We start from the raw sequence: 19,451 nt of genomic DNA on the forward strand, positions 1-19,451 counted from the left end.
CATGTTCCGAGCGCGCCATCTGTTGGGGATCGAGCCTTTGGCCCCGGCTGAAATCACAACGCTTCTTGACCTGGTCCGAAAGCTAGTCGACCTGAACCGCCGCACGGTGAAGCATTCCGATGCGCTGGAGGGCATGACCCAGATCAACATGTTCTTCGAGAACTCGACCCGCACCCAGGCCAGTTTCGAACTGGCCGGCAAGCGGCTGGGGGCGGATGTGATGAACATGTCGGTGGCCCAGTCGAGCGTGAAGAAGGGCGAGACGCTGATCGACACCGCGCTGACGCTGAACGCCATGCATCCCGACCTGCTGGTGGTGCGCCACCCGCAATCGGGCGCGGTGGACCTGCTGGCGCAGAAGGTGAACTGCGCCGTGCTGAACGCGGGCGACGGGCGGCATGAACATCCGACCCAGGCGCTGCTGGACGGGCTGACCATCCGCCGGGCCAAGGGCCGGCTGCACCGTCTGACCATCGCCATCTGCGGCGACATCGCGCATAGCCGGGTCGCGCGCTCGAACCTGTTCCTGCTGGGCAAGATGGAGAACCGGCTGCGCCTGGTCGGTCCCGCGACGCTGATGCCCGCGGGCGCGGCCGACTGGGGCTGCGAGGTCTATGAGGACATGCGCGAGGGTCTGAAGGGCGCCGACGTGGTGATGATGCTGCGGCTGCAAAAGGAACGGATGGACGGCGGCTTCATCCCGTCCGAGCGGGAATATTACCACCGCTGGGGGCTGGATGCCGAGAAGTTGGCGCTGGCCGCGCCCGACGCCATCGTCATGCACCCGGGCCCGATGAACCGGGGCGTCGAGATCGACGGCACCATCGCCGACGACATCAACCGTTCCGTGATCCAGGACCAGGTCGAGATGGGCGTCGCCGTGCGCATGGCCGCGATGGACCTGCTGGCGCGGAACCTGCGCGCGGAACGCGGCGCCAAGGCTTCGGAGATGATGGCATGATCCTGCACTTCCAGAACGCGCGCCTGGTCGACCCCGAGGCCCAGGCGGTCGAGCCGTCGACCCTGACCATCCGCGACGGCCGCATCGAGGCGGTGGGCGGCGACGCCCCCGAGGGGGCCGAACTGGTCGATTGCGGGGACCGCTGCCTTGCCCCCGGCATCGTCGACTGGGGCGTCAAGATCGGCGAGCCGGGCGAGCGGCACAAGGAAAGCTTTCGCAGCGCCGGCCTTGCGGCGGCGGCGGGGGGCGTGACCACGATCGTCGCGCGGCCCGACACGCAGCCGCCGATCGACGCGCCGGAATCGCTGGAATTCGCGACCCGGCGGGCCGCGGATGCCCTGGTCAACATCCGCCACATGGCGGCCCTGACCAAGGCGCGCGAGGGCCGCGAGATGGTCGAGATGTCGTTCCTGCAGGATGCAGGCGCGGTCGCCTTTACCGATGGGGTCCGGGTCGTGTCGGACACCCGGCTGCTGTCGCGCTGCATGACCTATGCCCGGGGGCTGGGCGCGCTGATCGTCGGCCACCCGCAGGAACCGGGCCTGTCCAGGGGGGCGGCGGCGACAAGCGGAAAGTTCGCCTCGCTTTACGGCCTGCCGGCTGTGTCGCCGATGGCCGAGGTGATGGGGCTGGACCGCGACCTGTCGCTGGTGGCGATGACGGGCGCGCGCTATCATGCCGACCAGATCACCATCGCGGCCAGCCTGCCGGCGCTGCGCCGCGCGCGGCAGGCGGGGCTCGACGTGACTGCGGGGACCTCGATCCACCACCTGACGCTGAACGAGTTGGATGTCGGCGGCTATCGCACCTTCTTCCGCTTCACGCCCCCCCTGCGGTCCGAGGATGACCGTCAGGCCATGGTCGAGGCGGTGGCCGACGGCACCATCGACGTGATCGCCAGCTTCCACACCCCGCAGGACGAGGAAAGCAAGCGCCTGCCCTTTGCCGAGGCGGCGCCCGGCGCGGTCGGGTTGCAGACCCTGCTGCCGGCCGCGATGCGGCTTTACCATGCGGGCGGGCTGAGCCTGCCGCAGCTGTGGCGGGCGCTGGCGCTGAACCCGGCCAGGCGGCTGGGTCTGGAGGCCGGGCGGCTGGTCCCGGGGGCGCCCGCCGACTTGGTCCTGTTCGATCCCGACGCGCCCTTCGTGCTGGACCGCTTCGCGCTTTTGTCGAAATCCAAGAACACCCCCTTTGACGGCGCGCGGATGCAGGGCCGGGTGCTGGGAACCTGGGTGGCCGGCCGCCCTGTCAACGGAATGCCGCATGACCCTGATCGCCCGCCTGCTGGGATCCTGCTGGGCTCGATCCCCTTCGGCATCGTCATCACCCGGGCGCTGGGACTGGGCGACCTGCGCCAGATCGGCTCGGGCAATATCGGCGCGACCAATGTGCTGCGCACCGGCAACATGCCCGCGGCCCTGGCGACGCTGCTGCTGGATTCGGGCAAGGGCGCCATCGCGGTGCTGCTGGCGCGCTGGCTGGCGGGCCCCGACGCGGCGCTGGTCGCGGGGGCGGCGGCCTTCCTGGGCCACCTGTTCCCGGTCTGGCTGGGCTTCAAGGGCGGCAAGGGCGTCGCGACCTTCCTGGGGACGGTGCTCGCGCTCGACTGGCGGCTGGGGCTGATTGCCTGCGGCCTGTGGCTGCTGACGGCGGCGGCGGGGCGCATCTCGTCGCTGTCGGCGCTGGTGGCGGCGGCGCTGACGCCGGCCTTTGCCTGGTGGCTCGACGGTCCGCGCATGGCGGTGGTGACAGGCTTCATGGCGGTGCTGATCTTCATCCGCCATCACGCCAACATCGGCCGCATCCTGGCCGGGACCGAGCCGCGCATCGGCCGCAAGGGCTGAATTCACCGTTTCCGAAGTACCCCGGGGTCCGGGGCAGAGCCCCGGCCGCCCGGTCCTGGTCTAGCGCGTGGGAACCGGCGTCTCGCCCGAATAGTCATAGAAGCCGCGGCCGGTCTTGCGGCCCAGCCAGCCCGCCTCGACATATTTGACCAGCAGCGGGCAGGGGCGATACTTGGTGTCGGCCAGCCCGTCGTGCAGCACGTTCATGATCGCAAGGCAGGTGTCCAGCCCGATGAAATCGGCCAGTTCCAGCGGACCCATCGGGTGGTTTGCCCCGAGCTTCATCGATTCGTCGATGGACCGGACGCTGCCCACGCCTTCGTACAGCACATAGACCGCCTCGTTGATCATCGGGATCAGCACGCGGTTGACGATGAAGGCGGGAAAATCCTCGGCGCTGGCGGCGGTCTTGCCGATCTTCTCGACCACCTCCAGCAGCTGCTTGTAGGTCGCCTCGTCGGTGGCGATGCCGCGGATCAGCTCGACCAGCTGCATGACCGGCACCGGGTTCATGAAGTGCACGCCGATGAAGCGTTCCGGCCGGTCGGTGCGGCTGGCAAGCCGCGTGATCGAGATCGAGGAGGTGTTCGAGGCCAGGATCGTCTCGGGTTTCAGATGCGGCAGCAGGTCCTCGAAGATCGCCTGCTTGACGGTCTCGCGCTCGGTCGCGGCCTCGATGATCAGATCGCACTGGCCGAGGTCGGAGAGTTGCAGCGTGGTCCTGATGCGGCCAAGCGCCGCGTCCCTGTCCTGGTCCGAGATCTTGCCCCGGCTGGCCTGGCGCGACAGGTTCCGGTCGACCAGCGCGACCGCCTTGTCCAGCGCCTCGCGCGAGATATCGGTCATCAGCACGTCATAGCCGGCCAGCGCAAAGACATGCGCGATCCCATTGCCCATCTGGCCCGCGCCGACGATGCCTACCGATTGAATCGCCATGTTTTCACCCCTTTGACCTTTGCAGGGGACGATGGCGCAAGCCCGGGGATCATTCAATGCAAAACCGCCCCTTTTGCGGGGGCGGTTTCGGTTCGGGGCTGGGCCGGCGCGTTGCGTGGGGTGGCCGGGGGGCTCTGCCCCCCGCGGCCCCGTGGCCCCTCGACGGGGCCTCGGGGACGCGCCCACCGGGGTATTTGCGCAGACGGTGAAGCGCTCAGAGCTTTCCTGTGAGCTCTGGCACCACGGTGAAGAGGTCACCGACGAGGCCGTAGTCGGCGACCTGGAAGATGGGGGCCTCCTCGTCCTTGTTGATGGCGACGATCACCTTCGAATCCTTCATCCCCGCCAGGTGCTGGATCGCGCCCGAGATGCCCACGGCCACGTAAAGCTCGGGCGCCACCACCTTGCCGGTCTGCCCGACCTGCCAGTCGTTCGGCGCATAGCCACTGTCGACCGCCGCGCGCGACGCGCCGACCGCCGCGCCCAGCTTGTCGGCGAGCTGCTCGATGATCGCGAAGCTCTCCTTCGACCCCAGCGCCCGGCCGCCCGAGACCACGCGTTTCGCGCTTGTCAGTTCGGGACGGTCGCTCTCGGCCACCTCGTCGGCGACCCAGGACGACAGCCCCGGATCGGCCGCGGCCGCCGCCTCGGCGATCGCCGCCGAGCCGCCGCCGGGCGCCGCCTCGAAGCTTGCCGTGCGCAGCGTGAAGACCTTGGTCGCATCCTTCGAGCGCACCGTCTGGATCGCGTTGCCGGCATAGATCGGGCGCTCGAACGTGCCCTCGTCGATCACCTTCGAGACCTCCGACAGGACCATCACGTCCAGAAGCGCCGCGACGCGCGGCAGCACGTTCTTGGCATCCGTCGTCGCCGGCGCCGCGATATGGCTGTAGTCGCCGGCCAGCGACACGATCAGCGCCGCCGTCGGCTCGGCCAGGCGGTGGCCGTAAAGCGGGCTTTCGGCCACCAGCACCTTCGCCACGCCGGCGATCTTGGCCGCCTCGGCGGCGGCGGCGCGGGCCTGCGCGCCCGCCACCAGAACCGTCACCTCGCCCAAAGCCCGGACCGCGCCCACCGCCTTCGCGGTCGCGTCCAGGTTCAGCGCGCCGTCGGTGACTTCCCCCAGGATCAGAACAGCCATCAGATCACCCCCGCTTCTTTCAACTTGCCGACCAGCTCGTCGACCGATCCCACCTTGATGCCGGCCTTGCGGCCCTCGGGCTCGCGCACCGAGACCACCTCGAGCCGCGGCGCGACCTCGACCCCGTAATCGGCCGGGGTCTTCTCCTCCAGGGGCTTCTTCTTGGCCTTCATGATGTTCGGCAGCGACGCATAGCGCGGCTCGTTCAGCCGCAGGTCGGCGGTCACGACCGCGGGCAGGCCGACCTCGATGGTCTGCAGGCCGCCGTCGACCTCGCGCGTCACCTTGGCCTTGGCTCCCTCATCTCGTGCTTCGAGGCGTGGTGCAGGACCGCCACCGCGCAGGAGGCCAGCCGCGACATCGGGCTGTCCGAGCGCGAGTTCAGGATCACCGGCACCCGCGCGCCAAGGACCAGCCCGGCGCCCTCGGCCATGGCGACCGCGGCCAGGATCTTGGCCACCGCCAAGGGCTCGATGTCCTGGTGCACGTCATCCGCAGCAGTGACGAGAATGGCCCGGTCCGCGCCCATCGCCAGCGCCGTGCGCAGCGTTTCCTGGGCCTGCTTCACGCCGATCGAGACCGCGATCACCTCATCGGCCTTGCCGGCCTCCTTCAGCCGGATCGCCTCCTCGACCGCGATCTCGTCGAACGGGTTCATCGACATCTTCACATTCGCAAGGTCAACCCCAGACCCGTCGCTCCGAACCCGAGCCTTCACGTTGTAGTCAATAACCCGCTTTACCGGCACGAGAACCTTCATCGGCCTCTCCCCTTTGGTTTTGCCACCTGTTCGGTCAGTTTGTTAGCGGTCCGCCCCGCCTTGTAACAGATTAAAAACGACAGGATTGCGTCGTAACGCGGCGATCCTGTCCTGTTGTCGCTAACGGCTTGCCCCGGGCACCCAGAGCACGTCCCGGGCGCCGTTTTCATTGGCAACCCGGCCCGCGACGAACAGCCAGTCGGACAGGCGGTTCAGGATTTCACAGCCGCCTGTTTGAGGCCCAACCGGGTTCAGACACACTGCCCGTGCCGACTTGGCTTCATGCGCGCGGGCAGACAATCCCAAAAGGTTCAGGCGTCCCGCCGGGCATATTGCCGCTTCATCTGCCGCCGTCGGACGTCATCCCCTTGATGCGTTACGGCACCTGTCCGTGCGATGATGCGCAGCACCGGGTACGGGGCCTCGGCATCCTCGTGCATCCTGGGACGCGACAGGTCGGCCCCAAGGTCGAACAGGTCGTTCTGGATCGTTGCGATCCGGTCGGCCAGGGGGCCGGTCGCGTAAAGCCGCGCCAGGCCCAGCGTGGCGTTCAACTCGTCCACGGCGCCATAGGCCTCGACCCGCAGGCTGTCCTTGCGCACGCGCTCGCCGTTCGACAGCGCGGTGTCGCCCTTGTCGCCGGTGCGGGTATAGATCTTGTTCAGGACGACCATCAGCCGCTCCGCATCCAGAGGTAGAACAGGAACACCGCGATGGCCACGGCCTGGGCGATGATGCGCCAGCGCATCAGCCGGTTGCCGTGCTTGCGGTTGAATTCGCCGCCCCGGGCAAAGCCGCCGATCCCGGTGGCCAGGATGGCCACCACCGCAAGGCAGCACAGGGCAAGCAGGTAGAACAGCGGGTCGTCGCGCATGAAGGGCCCCTTCCGCCGGCCAGCCTAGCCCCGGCGCGTCACCCAGTCCAGACCGCGCGTGGGCAGAAGCCGCCGCGCGATCCCCGAAATGCGCGTGGGCACCGTGACATAATAGCGCGGGCGCGGATTCGCCGCCTCGAGCGCATGGGCGATCCTTTCGCTGACCGCGCGGGGCGGCAGTTCGAAGCGGTCCTTGCGCGCGGCAGGCTGATAGAGCCGGCGGAGCAGGCTGCGGCGGTACTGCTCGGCGCGTGGGCTGTTTTCCCAGTCGATCCAGCGTTCGAAATGCGGGATGGAGTTGGCGCGGATCCGGGTCGCGATGGGGCCGGGTTCGATCAGCACCACCTTGACCGGGGTGCCGGCCATCTCGATGCGCAGCACGTCGGTCAGCCCCTCCATCGCGAACTTGGTCGCGACATAGGCACCCCGCCAGGGCACGCCGACCAGACCCAGGACGGACGAGACATTGATCACCCGCCCGCCGTGCTGGCGGAAATGCGGGATCAGCCGCCGGGTCAGGTCGTGGGTACCGAACAGGTTCGCCTCGAAGATGGCGCGCAGGGCGCCGCGGGGCAGGTCCTCGACCGCGCCGGGGATGGCGAAGGCGGCATTGTTGACCAGAGCGTCGATCCGCCCCAGCGCCAGCGCCTGGGCGGCGGCGCGGGCGGTGCTGCCCTCGTCGGCCAGCTCCAGGTGGATCGCCTCCATCCCCTCGGCGCGGCGGGCGTCCAGGTCGTCGCCGCGCCGGCAGGTCGCGATCACCCGCCAGCCGCGCGCCTGCATCAGGCGCGCCGCATCCAGCCCGATGCCCGAGGAACAGCCGGTGATCAGCACGGTCTTCATCGAAAGCCTCCGTTTTCGGCAGGTTCTGGGGCATGGCAGCGGGCCGCGCAAGACGCACATTTCCGGCTGGACCGGGGCGCGGCCGGGGCCTATTCAGGCGTGCATGTCCGACGATCCGAACACCACCGATCCGGCCCAGCCCGATCAGACCGTTTCCGAACCGCTGTCGCGCGCCATCGGCGAGCGCTACCTGACCTATGCGCTGTCCACGATCATGCACCGGGCGCTGCCCGACGCCCGCGACGGGCTGAAGCCGGTGCACCGCCGCATCCTGTATGCGATGCGGGAATTGCGGCTGTCGCCGACGGGGGCGTTCCGGAAATCGGCCAAGATCACCGGCGACGTGATGGGCAACTATCACCCGCATGGCGACGCCGCGATCTATGACGCCATGGCGCGTCTCGCGCAGCCCTTCGCGATGCGCTATCCGCTGGTCGACGGGCAGGGGAACTATGGCAACATCGACGGCGACGGGCCCGCCGCCAGCCGCTATACCGAGGCGCGCCTGACCGCCACGGCCGAGGCGCTGATGGAGGGGCTGGCCGAGAACGCGGTCGATTTCCGCCCGAACTACGACGGCACGCTGGAAGAGCCGGTCGTCCTGCCCGCGGCCTTTCCGAACCTCTTGTGCAACGGCGCCAGCGGCATCGCGGTCGGCATGGCGACGAACGTGCCGCCCCACAACCTGCACGAGGTGATCGACGCCTGCCTGCACCTGATCAAGTCGCCCGATGCCCGCGACGAGACGCTGGTTTCGATCATCCCGGGTCCGGATTTTCCGACCGGCGGCGTTCTGGTCGAAAGCCGCGAGACCATCGCCGAGGCTTACCGCACCGGGCGTGGCAGCCTGCGCCTGCGCGCCCGCTGGTCGGTCGAGGACCTGGGCCGCGGCATCTGGCAGATCGTCGTCACCGAAATTCCCTATCAGGTGCAGAAATCCAAGCTGATCGAGCGCCTGGCCGAGCTGATCCAGCTGAAGAAGGTGCCGATCCTGGCCGATGTCCGCGACGAATCGGCCGAGGACGTGCGCATCGTGCTGGAGCCCCGCGCCCGCAACGTCGATCCCGATCAGCTGATGGGGGCGCTGTTCCGTGTCTCGGACCTCGAGGTGCGGTTCGGGATGAACATGAACGTGCTGATCGACGGCCGCGTGCCCAAGGTCTGTTCGCTGAAGGAGGTGCTGCGCGCCTTTCTCGACCACCGGCGCGAGGTGCTGGTGCGCCGCAGCAATCATCGGCTGGAAAAGATCGCGGCCCGGCTCGAGGTGCTAGAAGGCTACATGATCGCCTTCCTGAACCTGGACCGGGTGATCGAGATCATCCGGCACGAGGACGATCCGAAATCCGTCCTGATGGCCGAGTTCCGCCTGACCGAGGTGCAGGTCGAGGCGATCCTGAACATGCGCCTGCGCGCCCTGCGCAAGCTTGAGGAAATCGAGCTGCGCACCGAGCACGGCAAGCTGACCGAGGAGCGGGCGGGGCTTGTCGCCATGCTGGCCGATCCGGCCGCGCAATGGGGCCGCATCGCGCAGGAGCTGCGCGAGACGCGGGGCAAGTTCGGCAAGTCCGCCCCGGGCGGGCAGCGCCGCACCGAGATCGGCGAGGCCGGCGAGACCGCCGAGATCGACATGGATTCGATGATCGAGCGCGAGCCGATCACCGTGATCCTGTCGAAAATGGGCTGGATCCGCGCGATGAAGGGCCATCAGCCGCTGGACGCCGAGGTCAAGTTCAAGGACGGCGACGGGCCCTTCATGGCGCTGCACGCCGAGACTACGGACAAGCTGATGCTCTTTGCCGGCAATGGGCGGTTCTATACCCTGCCGGCCAGCAACCTGCCCGGCGGGCGCGGCATGGGCGAGCCGGTGCGGCTGATGATCGACCTGCCGAACGACGCGCCGGTGATCGCCATGTTCCCCTGGCGCGAGGGCGCGCGCTACCTGGTCGCCTCGAAGGCCGGGGACGGGTTCGTGGTGCCGGCGGGCGACATCCTGGCGCAGACCCGCGCCGGCAAGCAGGTCCTGAACGGCGAGGCGGTGCTGTGCCGGCCCGTCAGCGGCGATCATGTCGCCGTCGTGGGCGAGAACCGGAAGCTGCTGGTCTTTGCCCTGTCCGAACTGCCCGAGATGGGTCGTGGCAAGGGCGTGCGGCTGCAGAAATACAAGGACGGCGGGCTGTCGGATGCGATCTGCATCACCCTGGCCGACGGCCTGCGCTGGCAGGAGTCGGGCGGCCGCACCCGCACCGAACCCGACCTGACCCCCTGGCTGGGGAAGCGCGCGGGGACGGGCTACATGGCGCCGCGCGGCTTTCCCCGTGACAACCGGTTCAACTGAGAAGAGCGGGCGGTTCAACTGAAACGGGCGGGACATGTCCCGCCCGTTTCGGAAATGTCGTGACCGACCCCTAGCTGCTGGTCGTGGGCCGCACCACGGGTTGTTGCGGCGTGGTCTGGGCCGAGGTGTCGGTTTTCATCTTGTGCCCCGCGCAATCGGCAAAGGCAGGCGCCGCGGCCGCCGACAGGGCAAGGGCAACGGCGAGGGTCTTGGCAATCATCGCGTCAGTTCTCCTTGGATCGTTGGTCCTGGGTCCAGCCTTGCATGCAGGGGTGATTCGTTCAATCGAGGCCGGCGGCGATCACGCATCCGTTTGCATGTCGGCGCCGACGGGCCCCCGAGGGCCAGGCGCATCCGCTTTTTTCATCGCCTGCGTGGCCGGCTGGCGCGGAAAAAGGCAGGGGCCGCATGGATGCGGGTGCAGAACGGATTGCGATTGCCCGATGCCGCATTGCGGCGCAACCTGAAGGGGACGGGGCCCGCATCCCCGCCACCCCGGGCCGCACGGGGTTCTTCATGGCAACCGCCGTTCCTGTCGCGTCTCTCCTCCCTCCGCGCAGACAGGAACGGCGGTCTTTTTCCGACAAAAAGGCGTGGCGCGCTGCGGACAGGCGATCCACCGGCTGCGGCGTGGCGCGGGGGGCTGTCTGCCCCCCGGCATGCAATTCGCCCCGGGGGGCGTATCGCATGCTCCCCCGAGGATATTTGTGCACGAAAGAAGCCCTGGGCCTTGCCTTCAGTCCAGGCTGACGTTCGCGTCGCGGACGACCGGCTCCCATTTCGCCATCTCGGCCTTGACGTGCTCGGCCAGTTCCTCGGGCGAGGAGGCGACGATGGTGGCCGAGAAATCCGCCATGCGCTTGACGACCTCGGGGTCGGCCATGGCGGCGCGGGCGGCGGCGTTCAGCCGGGCGACCGCCTCGGGCGGAGTGCCCGCCGGGGCGAAAAGCGCGTTCCAGGTATAGGTTTCATAGCCCGGCAGGGTTTCGGCGATGGCAGGCACGTCGGGGAAGCTGGGCGCGCGTTCGGCGGTGGTCACGCCAAGCGCCCTGAGCTTGCCCGAGGCGATGTGGCTGGAGGCCGAGGGCAGGTTGTCGAAGATGATCGGCACCTGGTTGCCCAGGACGTCGGTCAGCGCCGGGCCCGAGCCCTTGTAGGGGATATGGGTCAGATCGACCCCCGCCATCGACTTGAAAAGCTCGCCCGACAGGTGGAGCGGCGTTCCGTTCCCGGACGAGGCATAGGCCAGCGTGCCGGGTTCCTTCTTGGCCAGGTCGATCAGTTCCTGCACACTGTTGACCGGCAGTTCGGGGTTCACCGCCAGCACGTTGGGCACCAGGACCAGCAGCGACACGGGGGCGAAATCCGCCACCGGGTCATAGGGTTTCTGCTTGAGGATCAGCGGGTTCAGCGCATGCGTGGCGACCGTGGCCATCAGGATCGTGTAGCCGTCCGGGTCGGCCTTGGCGACCTGTTGCGCGCCCAGGGAGCCGCCGGCGCCGCCCACGTTCTGGACCACGACCTGCTGGCCCAGGTCGCGGCTCATCCGGTCGGCGACGATGCGGCCCACGACATCGGTCGAGCCTCCGGCGGCGAAGGGGATGACCAGCGTGACCTGGCGTTCGGGAAATTCGGCGGCGGCGGCGCCGGCCAGCCCCAGCGCCATGGCGGCGCCCAGCAGGAGCCTGCGGGTGATGGATGGTGTCATGTCTATGCCTCCCATTATCATGCATCGCTTTCGGTAAAGACCTCGTCCCGGCGCCGGCGGATCTGCGGCAGGAACACCAGCACCAGCACGGCGGCGGCCATCAGCAGCAGCGCCAGGCTGATCGGGCGGGTGATGAAGGTCGAGGGATCGCCGCGCGACAGGATCATGGCGCGACGCAGGTTTTCTTCCAGCAGCGGGCCTAGGACAAAGCCCAGGAGCAGCGGTGCCGGTTCGCAGCGCAGCTTGGACATGACATAGCCCAGAAGCCCGAAGCCGGCGACGGCGAACAGGTCGAAGGTGTTCGTTGCCACCGAATAGACCCCGATCGAGCACATCGCCATGATGATCGGGAACAGGACGAAATAGGGCACGGTCAGCAGCCGCACCCACAGCCCGATCAAGGGCAGGTTCAACACGACCAGCATCAGGTTGCCGATCCACATCGACGCGATGATGCCCCAGAACAGCTGCGGCTGTTCGCTGACCACGTTCGGCCCCGGCACGATGCCCTGTATGATCATTGCGCCGATCATCAGCGCCATGACCGGGTTCGCCGGGATGCCCAGGGTCAGAAGCGGGATGAAGCTGGTCTGCGCGCCGGCGTTGTTGGCGCTTTCCGGCCCGGCGACGCCGGCCAGCGCGCCCTTGCCGAACTCCTCGGGGTGTTTCGACAGCTTCTTTTCCACCGTGTAGCTGGCGAAGCTGGCCAGGATCGCGCCGCCGCCCGGCAGGATGCCCAGGACCGAGCCGACGCCCGTGCCGCGCAGCACCGGGCCGATCATCTGCCTGAGTTCGGCCCCGGTCGGCAGCAGGCGGTTGATGCTTTTCGTCATCACCTCGCGGTCATGCTCGTCCTCGAGGTTGCGCAGGATCTCGGCGATGCCGAAGACGCCCACGGCCAGCGCGACGAAGTTCAGCCCGTCGGCGTATTCCGTGATGCCCAGGGTAAAGCGCGGCGTGCCGGTATAGATGTCGGTGCCGACCATGCCCAGCAAGAGGCCCAGCACCACCATCGCCAGCGCCTTCAAGACCGAGCCATGCGCCAGCGCGACCGACATGACCAGGCCCAGCACCATCAGGCTGAAATATTCAGCCGCGCCGAATTTCAGCGCGACCGCGGTCAGCGGCGGGGCAAAGATCGCCACCAGGAAGGTCGCGACGGTGCCGGCAAAGAACGACCCCAGCGCGGCCACCGCCAGCGCCGTCCCGGCCCGGCCCTTGCGCGCCATCTGATAGCCGTCGATCGCGGTCACGGCCGACGAGCTTTCGCCCGGCATGTTGATCAGGATCGCCGTAGTCGAGCCGCCGTATTGCGCGCCGTAATAGATGCCCGCCAGCATGATGAGCGAACTGACCGGCTCAAGCTGGAAGGTGATCGGCAGCAGCATGGCGATGGTCGCGGTGGCGCCGATGCCCGGCAGCACGCCGATCAGCGTGCCGAGGATCACGCCGATCAGGCAGAAGGCCAGGTTCGCCGCGACGAGGCAACCGAAAACCCATGGCGAGGTTGGTTAGCAGGTCCATGTGCGCCCCCTTACAGCGGCACCAGGGGCCGAAGCGCCGGAACGGCAGCCCAAGGCCATAGCTGAAGATCAGCGTCGACAGGATGGTGACGGCGACCGCCAGCACCAGCGCCGGCAGCGGCCGCATCCTGACCGAGGCCTGGGACGCGATCAGCGTGGTGATGAACAGCGCCGGGACAAAGCCCAGGCCCCGCACCGTCAGCCCGAAGAACACCGGCGCCGGCAGGATGAAGACGAGCCCCCGCCAGGCGATCTTGCCAAAGGGTTCGCCTTCGCGGCCGAAGGCCTTCAGCGTGACCAGCGCGCCCAGCACGAACAGCAGCCCCGACAGCACCATCGGGAAATAGCCCGGGCCCATGCGCAGCGATGTGCCGATTTCCAGATCCAGCGTCTGCCAGCCGAAGAAGGCGGCGATGGCCATCAGCAGCAGGCCGGCCGCAAGATCGGTCGAATCCTTGGGTTTCGTGGACATGGTCCCCCCTTGTTCGGAAAGCGGCCCCGCACCGCGCGGGGCCCTTCATCAGTCGGCATAGACCCCGGCGGATTCGATCACCGGCTTCCAGCGCGCGATCTCGGATTCAAGCTTGGCCTTCAGCGCGGCGGGGGTGGCGTTCTCGGCCGGCTCGGGCGCGGTGCCCAGATCGGCCATGGCCTTGGAGACGCCTTCGTCGGCCAGGGCCTTCTGCAGCGATTGCGACAGGCGCTCGTTCACTTCGGCGGGCGTGCCCTTGGGCGTATAGATGCCGTGCCAGATGCCCACCTGCAGCGCCGGCAGGCCGGCTTCGGTCGCCGTCGGCAGGTCGGGGAACAGCGGCAGGCGCTCGGCCGTGGTGGTGGCATAGGCCTTGATCGTGCCGCCCTTGATCTGCTGGGTGGTGTTGGTGGTCTGGTCGCACATGATGTCGGTCTGCCCGCCCAGCAGGTCGGTCATCGCCGGGCCGGTGCCCTTGTAGGGAACGGTCACCAAGGGCGCCTCCAGCGCCTGCATCAGCAGCATCCCGCACAGATGGCTGGCCGAGCCGATGCCCGCGTTCGCCAGCGTCAGCTTGTCGGCGTTCGCCTTGACGTATTCGGTGAAGCCCTTGAAATCCGCCGGCTCGAAGTCCTTGCGGGCGACGACGACCATCGGCACCTCGGTCACAAGCCCCACATAGTCGAAGGCCGTCAGCGGGTCATAGGCCAGCTTGCGGTAAAGCGTGGCCGCAGGTCGCCATGCCGATGTGGTGCAGAAGCACGGTATAGCCGTCGGGCTCGGCCTTGGCGACATTGCCCGCGCCCAGCGTGCCGCCGGCGCCGCCGACGTTTTCCACGACGATCTGCTGGCCCAGGTCGGACGACATCTTTTCCGCGACCAGCCGGGCCACGGTGTCGGTCGGCCCGCCGGCCGAAAACGGCACCACCATGGTGATCTGGCGGTTGGGATAATCCTGCGCCTGGGCCGCGCCGGTCAGGCTTAGCGCCGCCGCAAGGGCGGCGACGATCCTCGGGTATGCCATGAGTTCCTCTCCCTGGGGTTTGGGCCGCACTCCCCTGCGGCCGCTGCAGGGCAGGTTGCGCGCGCGGGCGCGGGCCGACAAATGCAAAATCGCCCAAGCCGGGGGGCGGCTGCGGGTTCTCGCGGGAAAACGGGTGGAAAGGGTGACGGCCTGCCGGTGGCGTGGGTGGAAATCCACCCATTCACCCCATGTCTTCGGGCGCCTCGACGATCAGCCGCCGGTCCAGCCCGTATTTCTGCATCTTTTCGTACAGCGTCTTGCGCGAGATCCCCAGCGTTTCATAGACCGCGCGCAGCCGTCCGCCATGGGCGGCGATGGCGCCCGCGATCAGGCTGCGTTCAAAGGCCGCGACCCGTTCGGCCAGTCGGGCGCCGTCCGCCTGCGGCGTCTCGGTCCCTTCCAGCCCCAGCACGACGCGTTCGGCCAGGTTGCGCAGTTCCCGCACGTTGCCCGGCCAGTCCCGCGCCGCAAGGCCCGACAGGAGGGCCGGCGGCACGTCGCGTTCGGGCACGGAATGGCGGGCGGCGGATTCGCGGACCAGCTGCAGGAACAGCAGGGGAATGTCCTCGCGCCGGGCGGACACGGGCGGGACGTGCAGCACGGCGACGTTCAGCCGCCAGTACAGGTCCTCGCGGAACGCGCCGTGCCGGACCAGATCGGCCAGGTCTGTCTTCGAGGTGGCGATGAAGCGGACGTCCAGCGCCACCGGGTCGTTCGAGCCGTAGCCGGCAGATGCCGCGTTCCTGAGCACTCGCGCAGCTTGGCCTGCAGCAGCTTGCGGCCGACCAGAAGCGCCCGCACGGCCTGGGCATCCGCAGACTTGCCATAGCGTGGCCGCAGCGCGCCGGGAAAGGCGCCGGCCCATGCCCGAACAGTTCGGATTCGATCAGCGCCTGGGGCAGGGCCGCGCAGTTGATGGCGATGAAGGGATGGCCCGCGCGCGGCGACATGTCGTGAAGAGCGCGGGCCACGACCTCTTTTCCCGCGCCGGTGGGGCCGATGATCAGCGCATCCGCGTCCGAGGCGCCGATGGCGCGCAGCCGGTGGCGCAGGTCGACCATGACCGGCGTGCGCCCGGGCAGCCGGGCCTCGAGATCGTCGCGCTTGCCGGCGACGGCGCGCAGGCGGCGGTTCGCCAGGACCAGCCCGCGATGATCGACGGCGCGGCGGATCACGGTCGCCAGTTCCTGCACCACGAAGGGCTTTTCGATGAAGTCATAGGCGCCGCCGCGGATCGCCTCGACCGCCAGCGGCACCTCGGCATGGCCGGTGACCAGGATCACGGGAAGCTCGGCGCGATCTCGTGCAGGCGCGACAGCAGGGTCATGCCGTCCATGCCGGGCATCGGATGTCGCTGACCACGGCGCCGGCAAAGCCGGGGCCCGCCAGCGCCAGAGCCTCCTCGCCCGAGGCCAGGGGCTCGACCGCGAAGCCGGCCAGTTCCAGCGCCTGCGCGGTCGAATTGCGCATCCGGTCGTCGTCGTCGACCAAAAGGACGCGGGGGATCATGCGGCGGCCTCCAGCGCGATGGGCAGGGCAATGCGGAACTCGGCGCCGGGGGCGGCGTCGTGGACGCTGATGTCCCCGCCGAAGTCGCGCACGATGTTGGCGGTGATCGACAGGCCCAGGCCCAGCCCCGCGCCGATGCCCTTGGTGGTGAAGAACGGGTCGAAGATGCGGGCCGCGATGGCGTCGGGCACGCCCGCGCCCCGGTCGCGCACCGCGATCACGACATGCCCGCCCGCGGCCCGCGCCGACAGCGTGATGCGGCGGTCGTCCCGTCCCTCGACCGCGTCGGCGGCATTGGCGATCAGGTTGACCAGCACCTGCTGCAGCCGCGTCGGCCCCGCGCGCAACGCCGGCAGATCGGCCGGCAGGTCCAGGTCCAGCGTCGCGCCGGCGGCGGCCAGGCGCGGGGCGACGATGGTTCGCGTTCGCGAGCAGGGGCGCCAGGGCCACGGCGCCCAGCACCTCGTCGGGCTTTCGCGCGGCCTGGCGCAGGTGCCGGCCGATGGCGGCCATGCGATCGACCAGGGCCAGGATCTCGGCGATGTTGTCGCGGGCGCGGGCGTAATCGCCGCGCTCGATCAGGATGGCGGCGCTGTCGGCGTAATTGCGCGCCGCGGCCAGCGGCTGGTTGATCTCGTGGCTCAGCGAGGCCGACATCTGCCCCAGCGCGGCCAGCTTGCCGACCTGCACCAGGCTTGCCTGGGCGGCGCGCAGCTCGTCCTCGGTCGCGCGGCGCTCGGCGATCTCCTGCTCCAGCTGGCGGTTCACGCGGGCAAGGTCGGCGGTGCGCTGCGTCACCCGCCGTTCCAGTTCCTCGGTCGCGGCCAGCCGCTCGGCGATGCGGGCGCGGCGCTGGCGCAGCATCAGGGCGCCGCAGGTCGCGGCCGCCAGCAGCAGGACCAGGCTGGCCAGCGCCAGCCGTGCCTCGGCCCGCAGGGGGGCGCTGTCCAGCAGCACATGGACCGTCCAGCCCGCCTCGAACATCGGCTGCGAGGCGATGATATAGTCCCGCGCGGGGCTGGCGGGGCTGCCCGGATCGTCGGGCAGGCGCAGCACGTCGACCCCGTGGCTGACCTGGCGCGGATGGGGAAATTCGCTGAGCGGCGTTTCGGCATAGCGGCGCGAGGCCTCGGTCCGGGCCATCCGCGCCGGCGTCAGCGGGTAAAGGCTGCGGTAAAGCCAGGCGCGGTTCGACGACAGGAACGCCGTGCCGTCGGGGTCGGTCACCAGCACGCCGTGGTCGCTGCCGGCCCAGCCCGCCTCGAGCCGGTCCACGCCGATCTTGACCGCGACCACGGCGACGATGGCGCCCGCCGCGTCCCTGACCGGCGCGGAGAAGAAATAGCCCCGCACCCCCGAGGTGGTGCCGACCCCGTAGAACCGCCCCGGCATGCCCCGCATGGCGTCGATGAAATAGGGCCGATAGCTGAAGTTCTGCCCCACGAAGCTGAGTTCGGCCTGATAGTTCGAGGCGGCGATCGTCTCGCCATCGGGCCGGATCAGGTAGATGTCCGAGGCCATCAGCGCGGCGTTCAGCTCGGCCAGCTTGCGGTTCGTCGCCTCGACCAGCGCCGGATCGCCGGGTGCCGCCGCCAGCCGGTGGATCAGGTCCAGGTCGCCGATCAGCTGCGGGGTGTGCTCATAGCGGGCAAGATCCGCGTTCAGCGCGTTGACGGTCAGGCGCAACGCCGCCTCGGCCCGGGCCAGACCCTGCGCCATCGCGTGCTGAAAGGCCAGCCGCCCGCCCAGGCCCACCAGCAGCGCCAGCGCCACAGCGCCAGCCAGCCAAGGGGTCAGGCGCCCCAGGCGGGCCGGAACCCAGGCCCGCGCGGCGGCAGGCGGGGCGGGTCCGAGCGGCATGGCCGGGCGTCCTTCTGGCTTTGCGTCGCCGCGATGTTACAGCATGGAGAGGGCCATGCAATCGCGCCGCGGCCTTATCGGCACGCGGCCGGGTTCACCCCCACGCCGCGCAGGCCCCAGTCCGTCATCTGCCCCAGCAGTTCGCGCCCGGCGGCATCGAAGGCAGGGATCAGGTCCTCGGTCCTTGTGCTGGACGCGGTGGCGGTGGCGCTGAAGCTGCCCCGCGCGGCGACCGAGGCATCCATTTCGCGCACCAGCTGGGCATCGACCGACAGGCGCACGATGGCGCCCTTGCCCGCGACCTCGGCATTGAAGTCCCGGATCTCGCTGATCAGGGCGAAATCGCCGGCCGGTCCCCAGGGGCGCGCGGCCCACATGGGTGAAGGCGTCATAGGGCGAAAAGCTGCGCACCAGCAGGTTCTGCAGCGTGACGGGCACGGTGTCGCCCCATTGCGCATCGGGCAGGTACTGGGTCTGAAGCGCGTTGGGGCGGATCATGATGCGCTCGGTATCCAGGGTGCCGCGGGCCTTGGGCTCCTCGATCACCAGTTCGGCGCGGCGGCCGCGGCCGCAGGACTTCGGCGTTTCGTCGGGGGCGCGCAGTTCGAACACGTCCAGCGCCGGCCCCCCCGACAGGGCCGACAGCGCGCCGCAGCCCGGCAGGGCCAGGGTCAGCGCCAGAATGGCTGCGGCGGTTCTTGGGCGGGTCGTCCTCGCAAGGGTCACGGGCACCTCTCCTTCAGCGGCGGAACTCGGGCGTTCTTGGCCCGGTGATGACCTGCGCCGGGTTGCGGCGCAGGGTGGTGACAAGCTGGTTCAGGTTCTGCGACAGATTGCGCAGGTCGCTGGCCAGGCGGGTGAATTGCGGCAAGCCGTCCCGGGCAAAGCTTTGCACCGGCGCGCGGGCCCCGTCCAGCATCCCGCGCAGGCTGACGAAGGCCGCGTCGGCGCTGTCGGCGGCATTGCGCAGCCGCGCGGTGATCGCGGGAATATCCTCGGTCACGCTGCCGATGGCGTCGTTGAAGCGCGCCAGCGTCGCGCGCAGGTCGGTGACGACCGGCTCGATCTGGCTGTTCATCACCCGGTCGGCGCTGCCGAAGGCGCCCTCGGCGCTGGCAAGCGCGCGCTCGCCCACGGCCAGGGCCGCGTCCAGCCGGTCCATGGTGGTGCCGGCCCGCTCGGTCAGCCGCGACAGGGGCTGATGGCCGGCTATGCGATCCAGCTCTGGCCGATCCTGCAGGATATGAGCCAGCTGAAGGATCTCTACGGCACCTTCATCGCCAGTGCCGGCGTCCAGCAGGTGTTCGGCGCGCTGGCCGACCGTCGAACTGCGCCAAGGCGGTATCGGCATTGCCCAGCGTCCTTTGCGCGGCCTCGCCCAGGCTGCCCAGCTGGTCGCCGAAGCCCAGATGTCGCTGGCGGCGCTGGCGATCGAACGGAGGCCTTTCACGTCGGCCAGCGCCTTGTGGACGGTCACGCGGGCCACAAGGTCGCGGGGGGCATGGCCGAAATATTCCTGGCCCAGCAGCCGCGTCATCTGCTCGGCCACCGTGTTCAGGCGGGCAATCATCTCGGGGCCCTGGTCCGACAGGGTCTGGAGCGCCGAGCGGTTGGCCGGGATCACCGGTACCCCGTCGGGCTGGGCCACGCGCAGCAGCTCC

Annotated in this window: 14 protein-coding genes and 7 pseudogenes; 4 read left to right on the forward strand and 17 right to left on the reverse strand. The window is 69.2% G+C overall.

The genetic code is table 11. The annotated features are described in order from the left end of the window. Position 1 precedes the first annotated feature (1 nt). The 3 genes and pseudogenes from DPM13_RS10215 to plsY all read left to right on the forward strand — a co-directional run bounded on the left by DPM13_RS10215 (position 2) and on the right by plsY (position 2,805). A complete protein-coding gene (locus DPM13_RS10215; RefSeq protein ID WP_112887962.1) occupies positions 2-961 on the forward strand; it encodes an aspartate carbamoyltransferase catalytic subunit in 960 nt (319 codons plus the stop codon). After that, positions 958-2,211 (forward strand): annotated as a pseudogene (gene pyrC / locus DPM13_RS10220) (dihydroorotase); the annotation flags it as partial. The gene DPM13_RS10215 and the pseudogene pyrC, both read left to right, overlap by 4 nt. A gap of 6 nt (positions 2,212-2,217) precedes the next feature. Then, positions 2,218-2,805, forward strand: a complete 588-nt coding sequence (gene plsY / locus DPM13_RS23050) for a glycerol-3-phosphate 1-O-acyltransferase PlsY (RefSeq protein ID WP_223252570.1) — start codon at positions 2,218-2,220, stop codon at positions 2,803-2,805. A 60-nt stretch (positions 2,806-2,865) separates the two neighbouring features. Here the strand turns inward: plsY and DPM13_RS10225 are convergent, their stop codons facing one another. The 7 genes and pseudogenes from DPM13_RS10225 to DPM13_RS10250 all read right to left on the reverse strand — a co-directional run bounded on the left by DPM13_RS10225 (position 2,866) and on the right by DPM13_RS10250 (position 7,359). Further along, a complete protein-coding gene (locus tag DPM13_RS10225) occupies positions 2,866-3,741 on the reverse strand; it encodes a 3-hydroxybutyryl-CoA dehydrogenase (protein WP_080621627.1) in 876 nt (291 codons plus the stop codon). A 214-nt stretch (positions 3,742-3,955) separates the two neighbouring features. Next, positions 3,956-4,882, reverse strand: coding sequence for an electron transfer flavoprotein subunit alpha/FixB family protein (locus tag DPM13_RS10230; protein WP_088239233.1), 927 nt, complete (start codon positions 4,880-4,882; stop codon positions 3,956-3,958). After that, positions 4,882-5,196: pseudogene (locus DPM13_RS26950) on the reverse strand (electron transfer flavoprotein subunit beta/FixA family protein); the annotation flags it as partial. The pseudogene DPM13_RS26950 and the gene DPM13_RS10230, both read right to left, overlap by 1 nt. 124 nt (positions 5,197-5,320) lie before the next feature. After that, a pseudogene (locus tag DPM13_RS26955) lies at positions 5,321-5,642 on the reverse strand (electron transfer flavoprotein subunit beta/FixA family protein); the annotation flags it as partial. A 120-nt stretch (positions 5,643-5,762) separates the two neighbouring features. Further along, positions 5,763-6,316 (reverse strand): annotated as a pseudogene (locus DPM13_RS10240) (ATP:cob(I)alamin adenosyltransferase). Beyond that, positions 6,316-6,516 (reverse strand): twin transmembrane helix small protein, encoded by a 201-nt coding sequence (locus DPM13_RS10245; RefSeq protein ID WP_028721228.1) that lies wholly within the window; start codon positions 6,514-6,516, stop codon positions 6,316-6,318. The pseudogene DPM13_RS10240 and the gene DPM13_RS10245 overlap by 1 nt, the downstream one beginning before the upstream one ends. Before the next feature lie 24 nt (positions 6,517-6,540). Next, positions 6,541-7,359 (reverse strand): SDR family NAD(P)-dependent oxidoreductase, encoded by an 819-nt coding sequence (locus DPM13_RS10250; protein WP_028721227.1) that lies wholly within the window; start codon positions 7,357-7,359, stop codon positions 6,541-6,543. Between the two features lie 103 nt (positions 7,360-7,462). Between DPM13_RS10250 and parC the strand changes: the two genes are divergently transcribed. After that, the gene (parC, locus tag DPM13_RS10255) at positions 7,463-9,694 is read left to right on the forward strand and encodes a DNA topoisomerase IV subunit A (RefSeq protein ID WP_112888751.1); all 2,232 of its coding nucleotides are present in this window, start codon (positions 7,463-7,465) and stop codon (positions 9,692-9,694) included. Between the two features lie 70 nt (positions 9,695-9,764). Here the strand turns inward: parC and DPM13_RS20805 are convergent, their stop codons facing one another. The 10 genes and pseudogenes from DPM13_RS20805 to DPM13_RS10290 form a co-directional block, all read right to left on the reverse strand. Continuing rightward, positions 9,765-9,914: a hypothetical protein gene (locus DPM13_RS20805; RefSeq protein WP_155992593.1), complete on the reverse strand. Its 150-nt coding sequence runs from the start codon at positions 9,912-9,914 to the stop codon at positions 9,765-9,767. Between the two features lie 516 nt (positions 9,915-10,430). Beyond that, complete coding sequence (locus DPM13_RS10260; protein ID WP_028721225.1) at positions 10,431-11,402, reverse strand: Bug family tripartite tricarboxylate transporter substrate binding protein; 972 nt, start codon at positions 11,400-11,402, stop codon at positions 10,431-10,433. A 17-nt stretch (positions 11,403-11,419) separates the two neighbouring features. Then, positions 11,420-12,926: pseudogene (locus DPM13_RS10265) on the reverse strand (tripartite tricarboxylate transporter permease). A gap of 99 nt (positions 12,927-13,025) precedes the next feature. Further along, positions 13,026-13,397: pseudogene (locus DPM13_RS26020) on the reverse strand (tripartite tricarboxylate transporter TctB family protein); the annotation flags it as partial. A gap of 48 nt (positions 13,398-13,445) precedes the next feature. After that, positions 13,446-14,192 carry a tripartite tricarboxylate transporter substrate-binding protein gene (locus DPM13_RS10275; RefSeq protein WP_262983105.1) on the reverse strand — a complete coding sequence of 249 codons (747 nt, stop codon included), beginning with the start codon at positions 14,190-14,192 and terminating at the stop codon, positions 13,446-13,448. Beyond that, positions 14,098-14,421, reverse strand: a complete 324-nt coding sequence (locus DPM13_RS25100; protein ID WP_262983106.1) for a tripartite tricarboxylate transporter substrate-binding protein — start codon at positions 14,419-14,421, stop codon at positions 14,098-14,100. Before DPM13_RS25100 ends, DPM13_RS10275 begins: the two co-directional genes overlap by 95 nt. A gap of 181 nt (positions 14,422-14,602) precedes the next feature. After that, entirely contained in the window at positions 14,603-15,172 is a 570-nt protein-coding gene (locus tag DPM13_RS23055; RefSeq protein ID WP_262983107.1) for a helix-turn-helix domain-containing protein, read from the reverse strand. Between the two features lie 157 nt (positions 15,173-15,329). After that, positions 15,330-15,704, reverse strand: a pseudogene (locus tag DPM13_RS26960) (sigma 54-interacting transcriptional regulator); the annotation flags it as partial. A 222-nt stretch (positions 15,705-15,926) separates the two neighbouring features. Next, the gene (locus tag DPM13_RS23065; RefSeq protein ID WP_262983342.1) at positions 15,927-16,247 is read right to left on the reverse strand and encodes a sensor histidine kinase; all 321 of its coding nucleotides are present in this window, start codon (positions 16,245-16,247) and stop codon (positions 15,927-15,929) included. Between the two features lie 1,579 nt (positions 16,248-17,826). Continuing rightward, positions 17,827-18,516: an ABC-type transport auxiliary lipoprotein family protein gene (locus DPM13_RS10290; protein WP_223251943.1), complete on the reverse strand. Its 690-nt coding sequence runs from the start codon at positions 18,514-18,516 to the stop codon at positions 17,827-17,829. Positions 18,517-19,451 lie beyond the last annotated feature (935 nt).

Source organism: Paracoccus mutanolyticus (genome assembly GCF_003285265.1).
In the GTDB taxonomy this organism is placed as follows: domain Bacteria; phylum Pseudomonadota; class Alphaproteobacteria; order Rhodobacterales; family Rhodobacteraceae; genus Paracoccus; species Paracoccus yeei.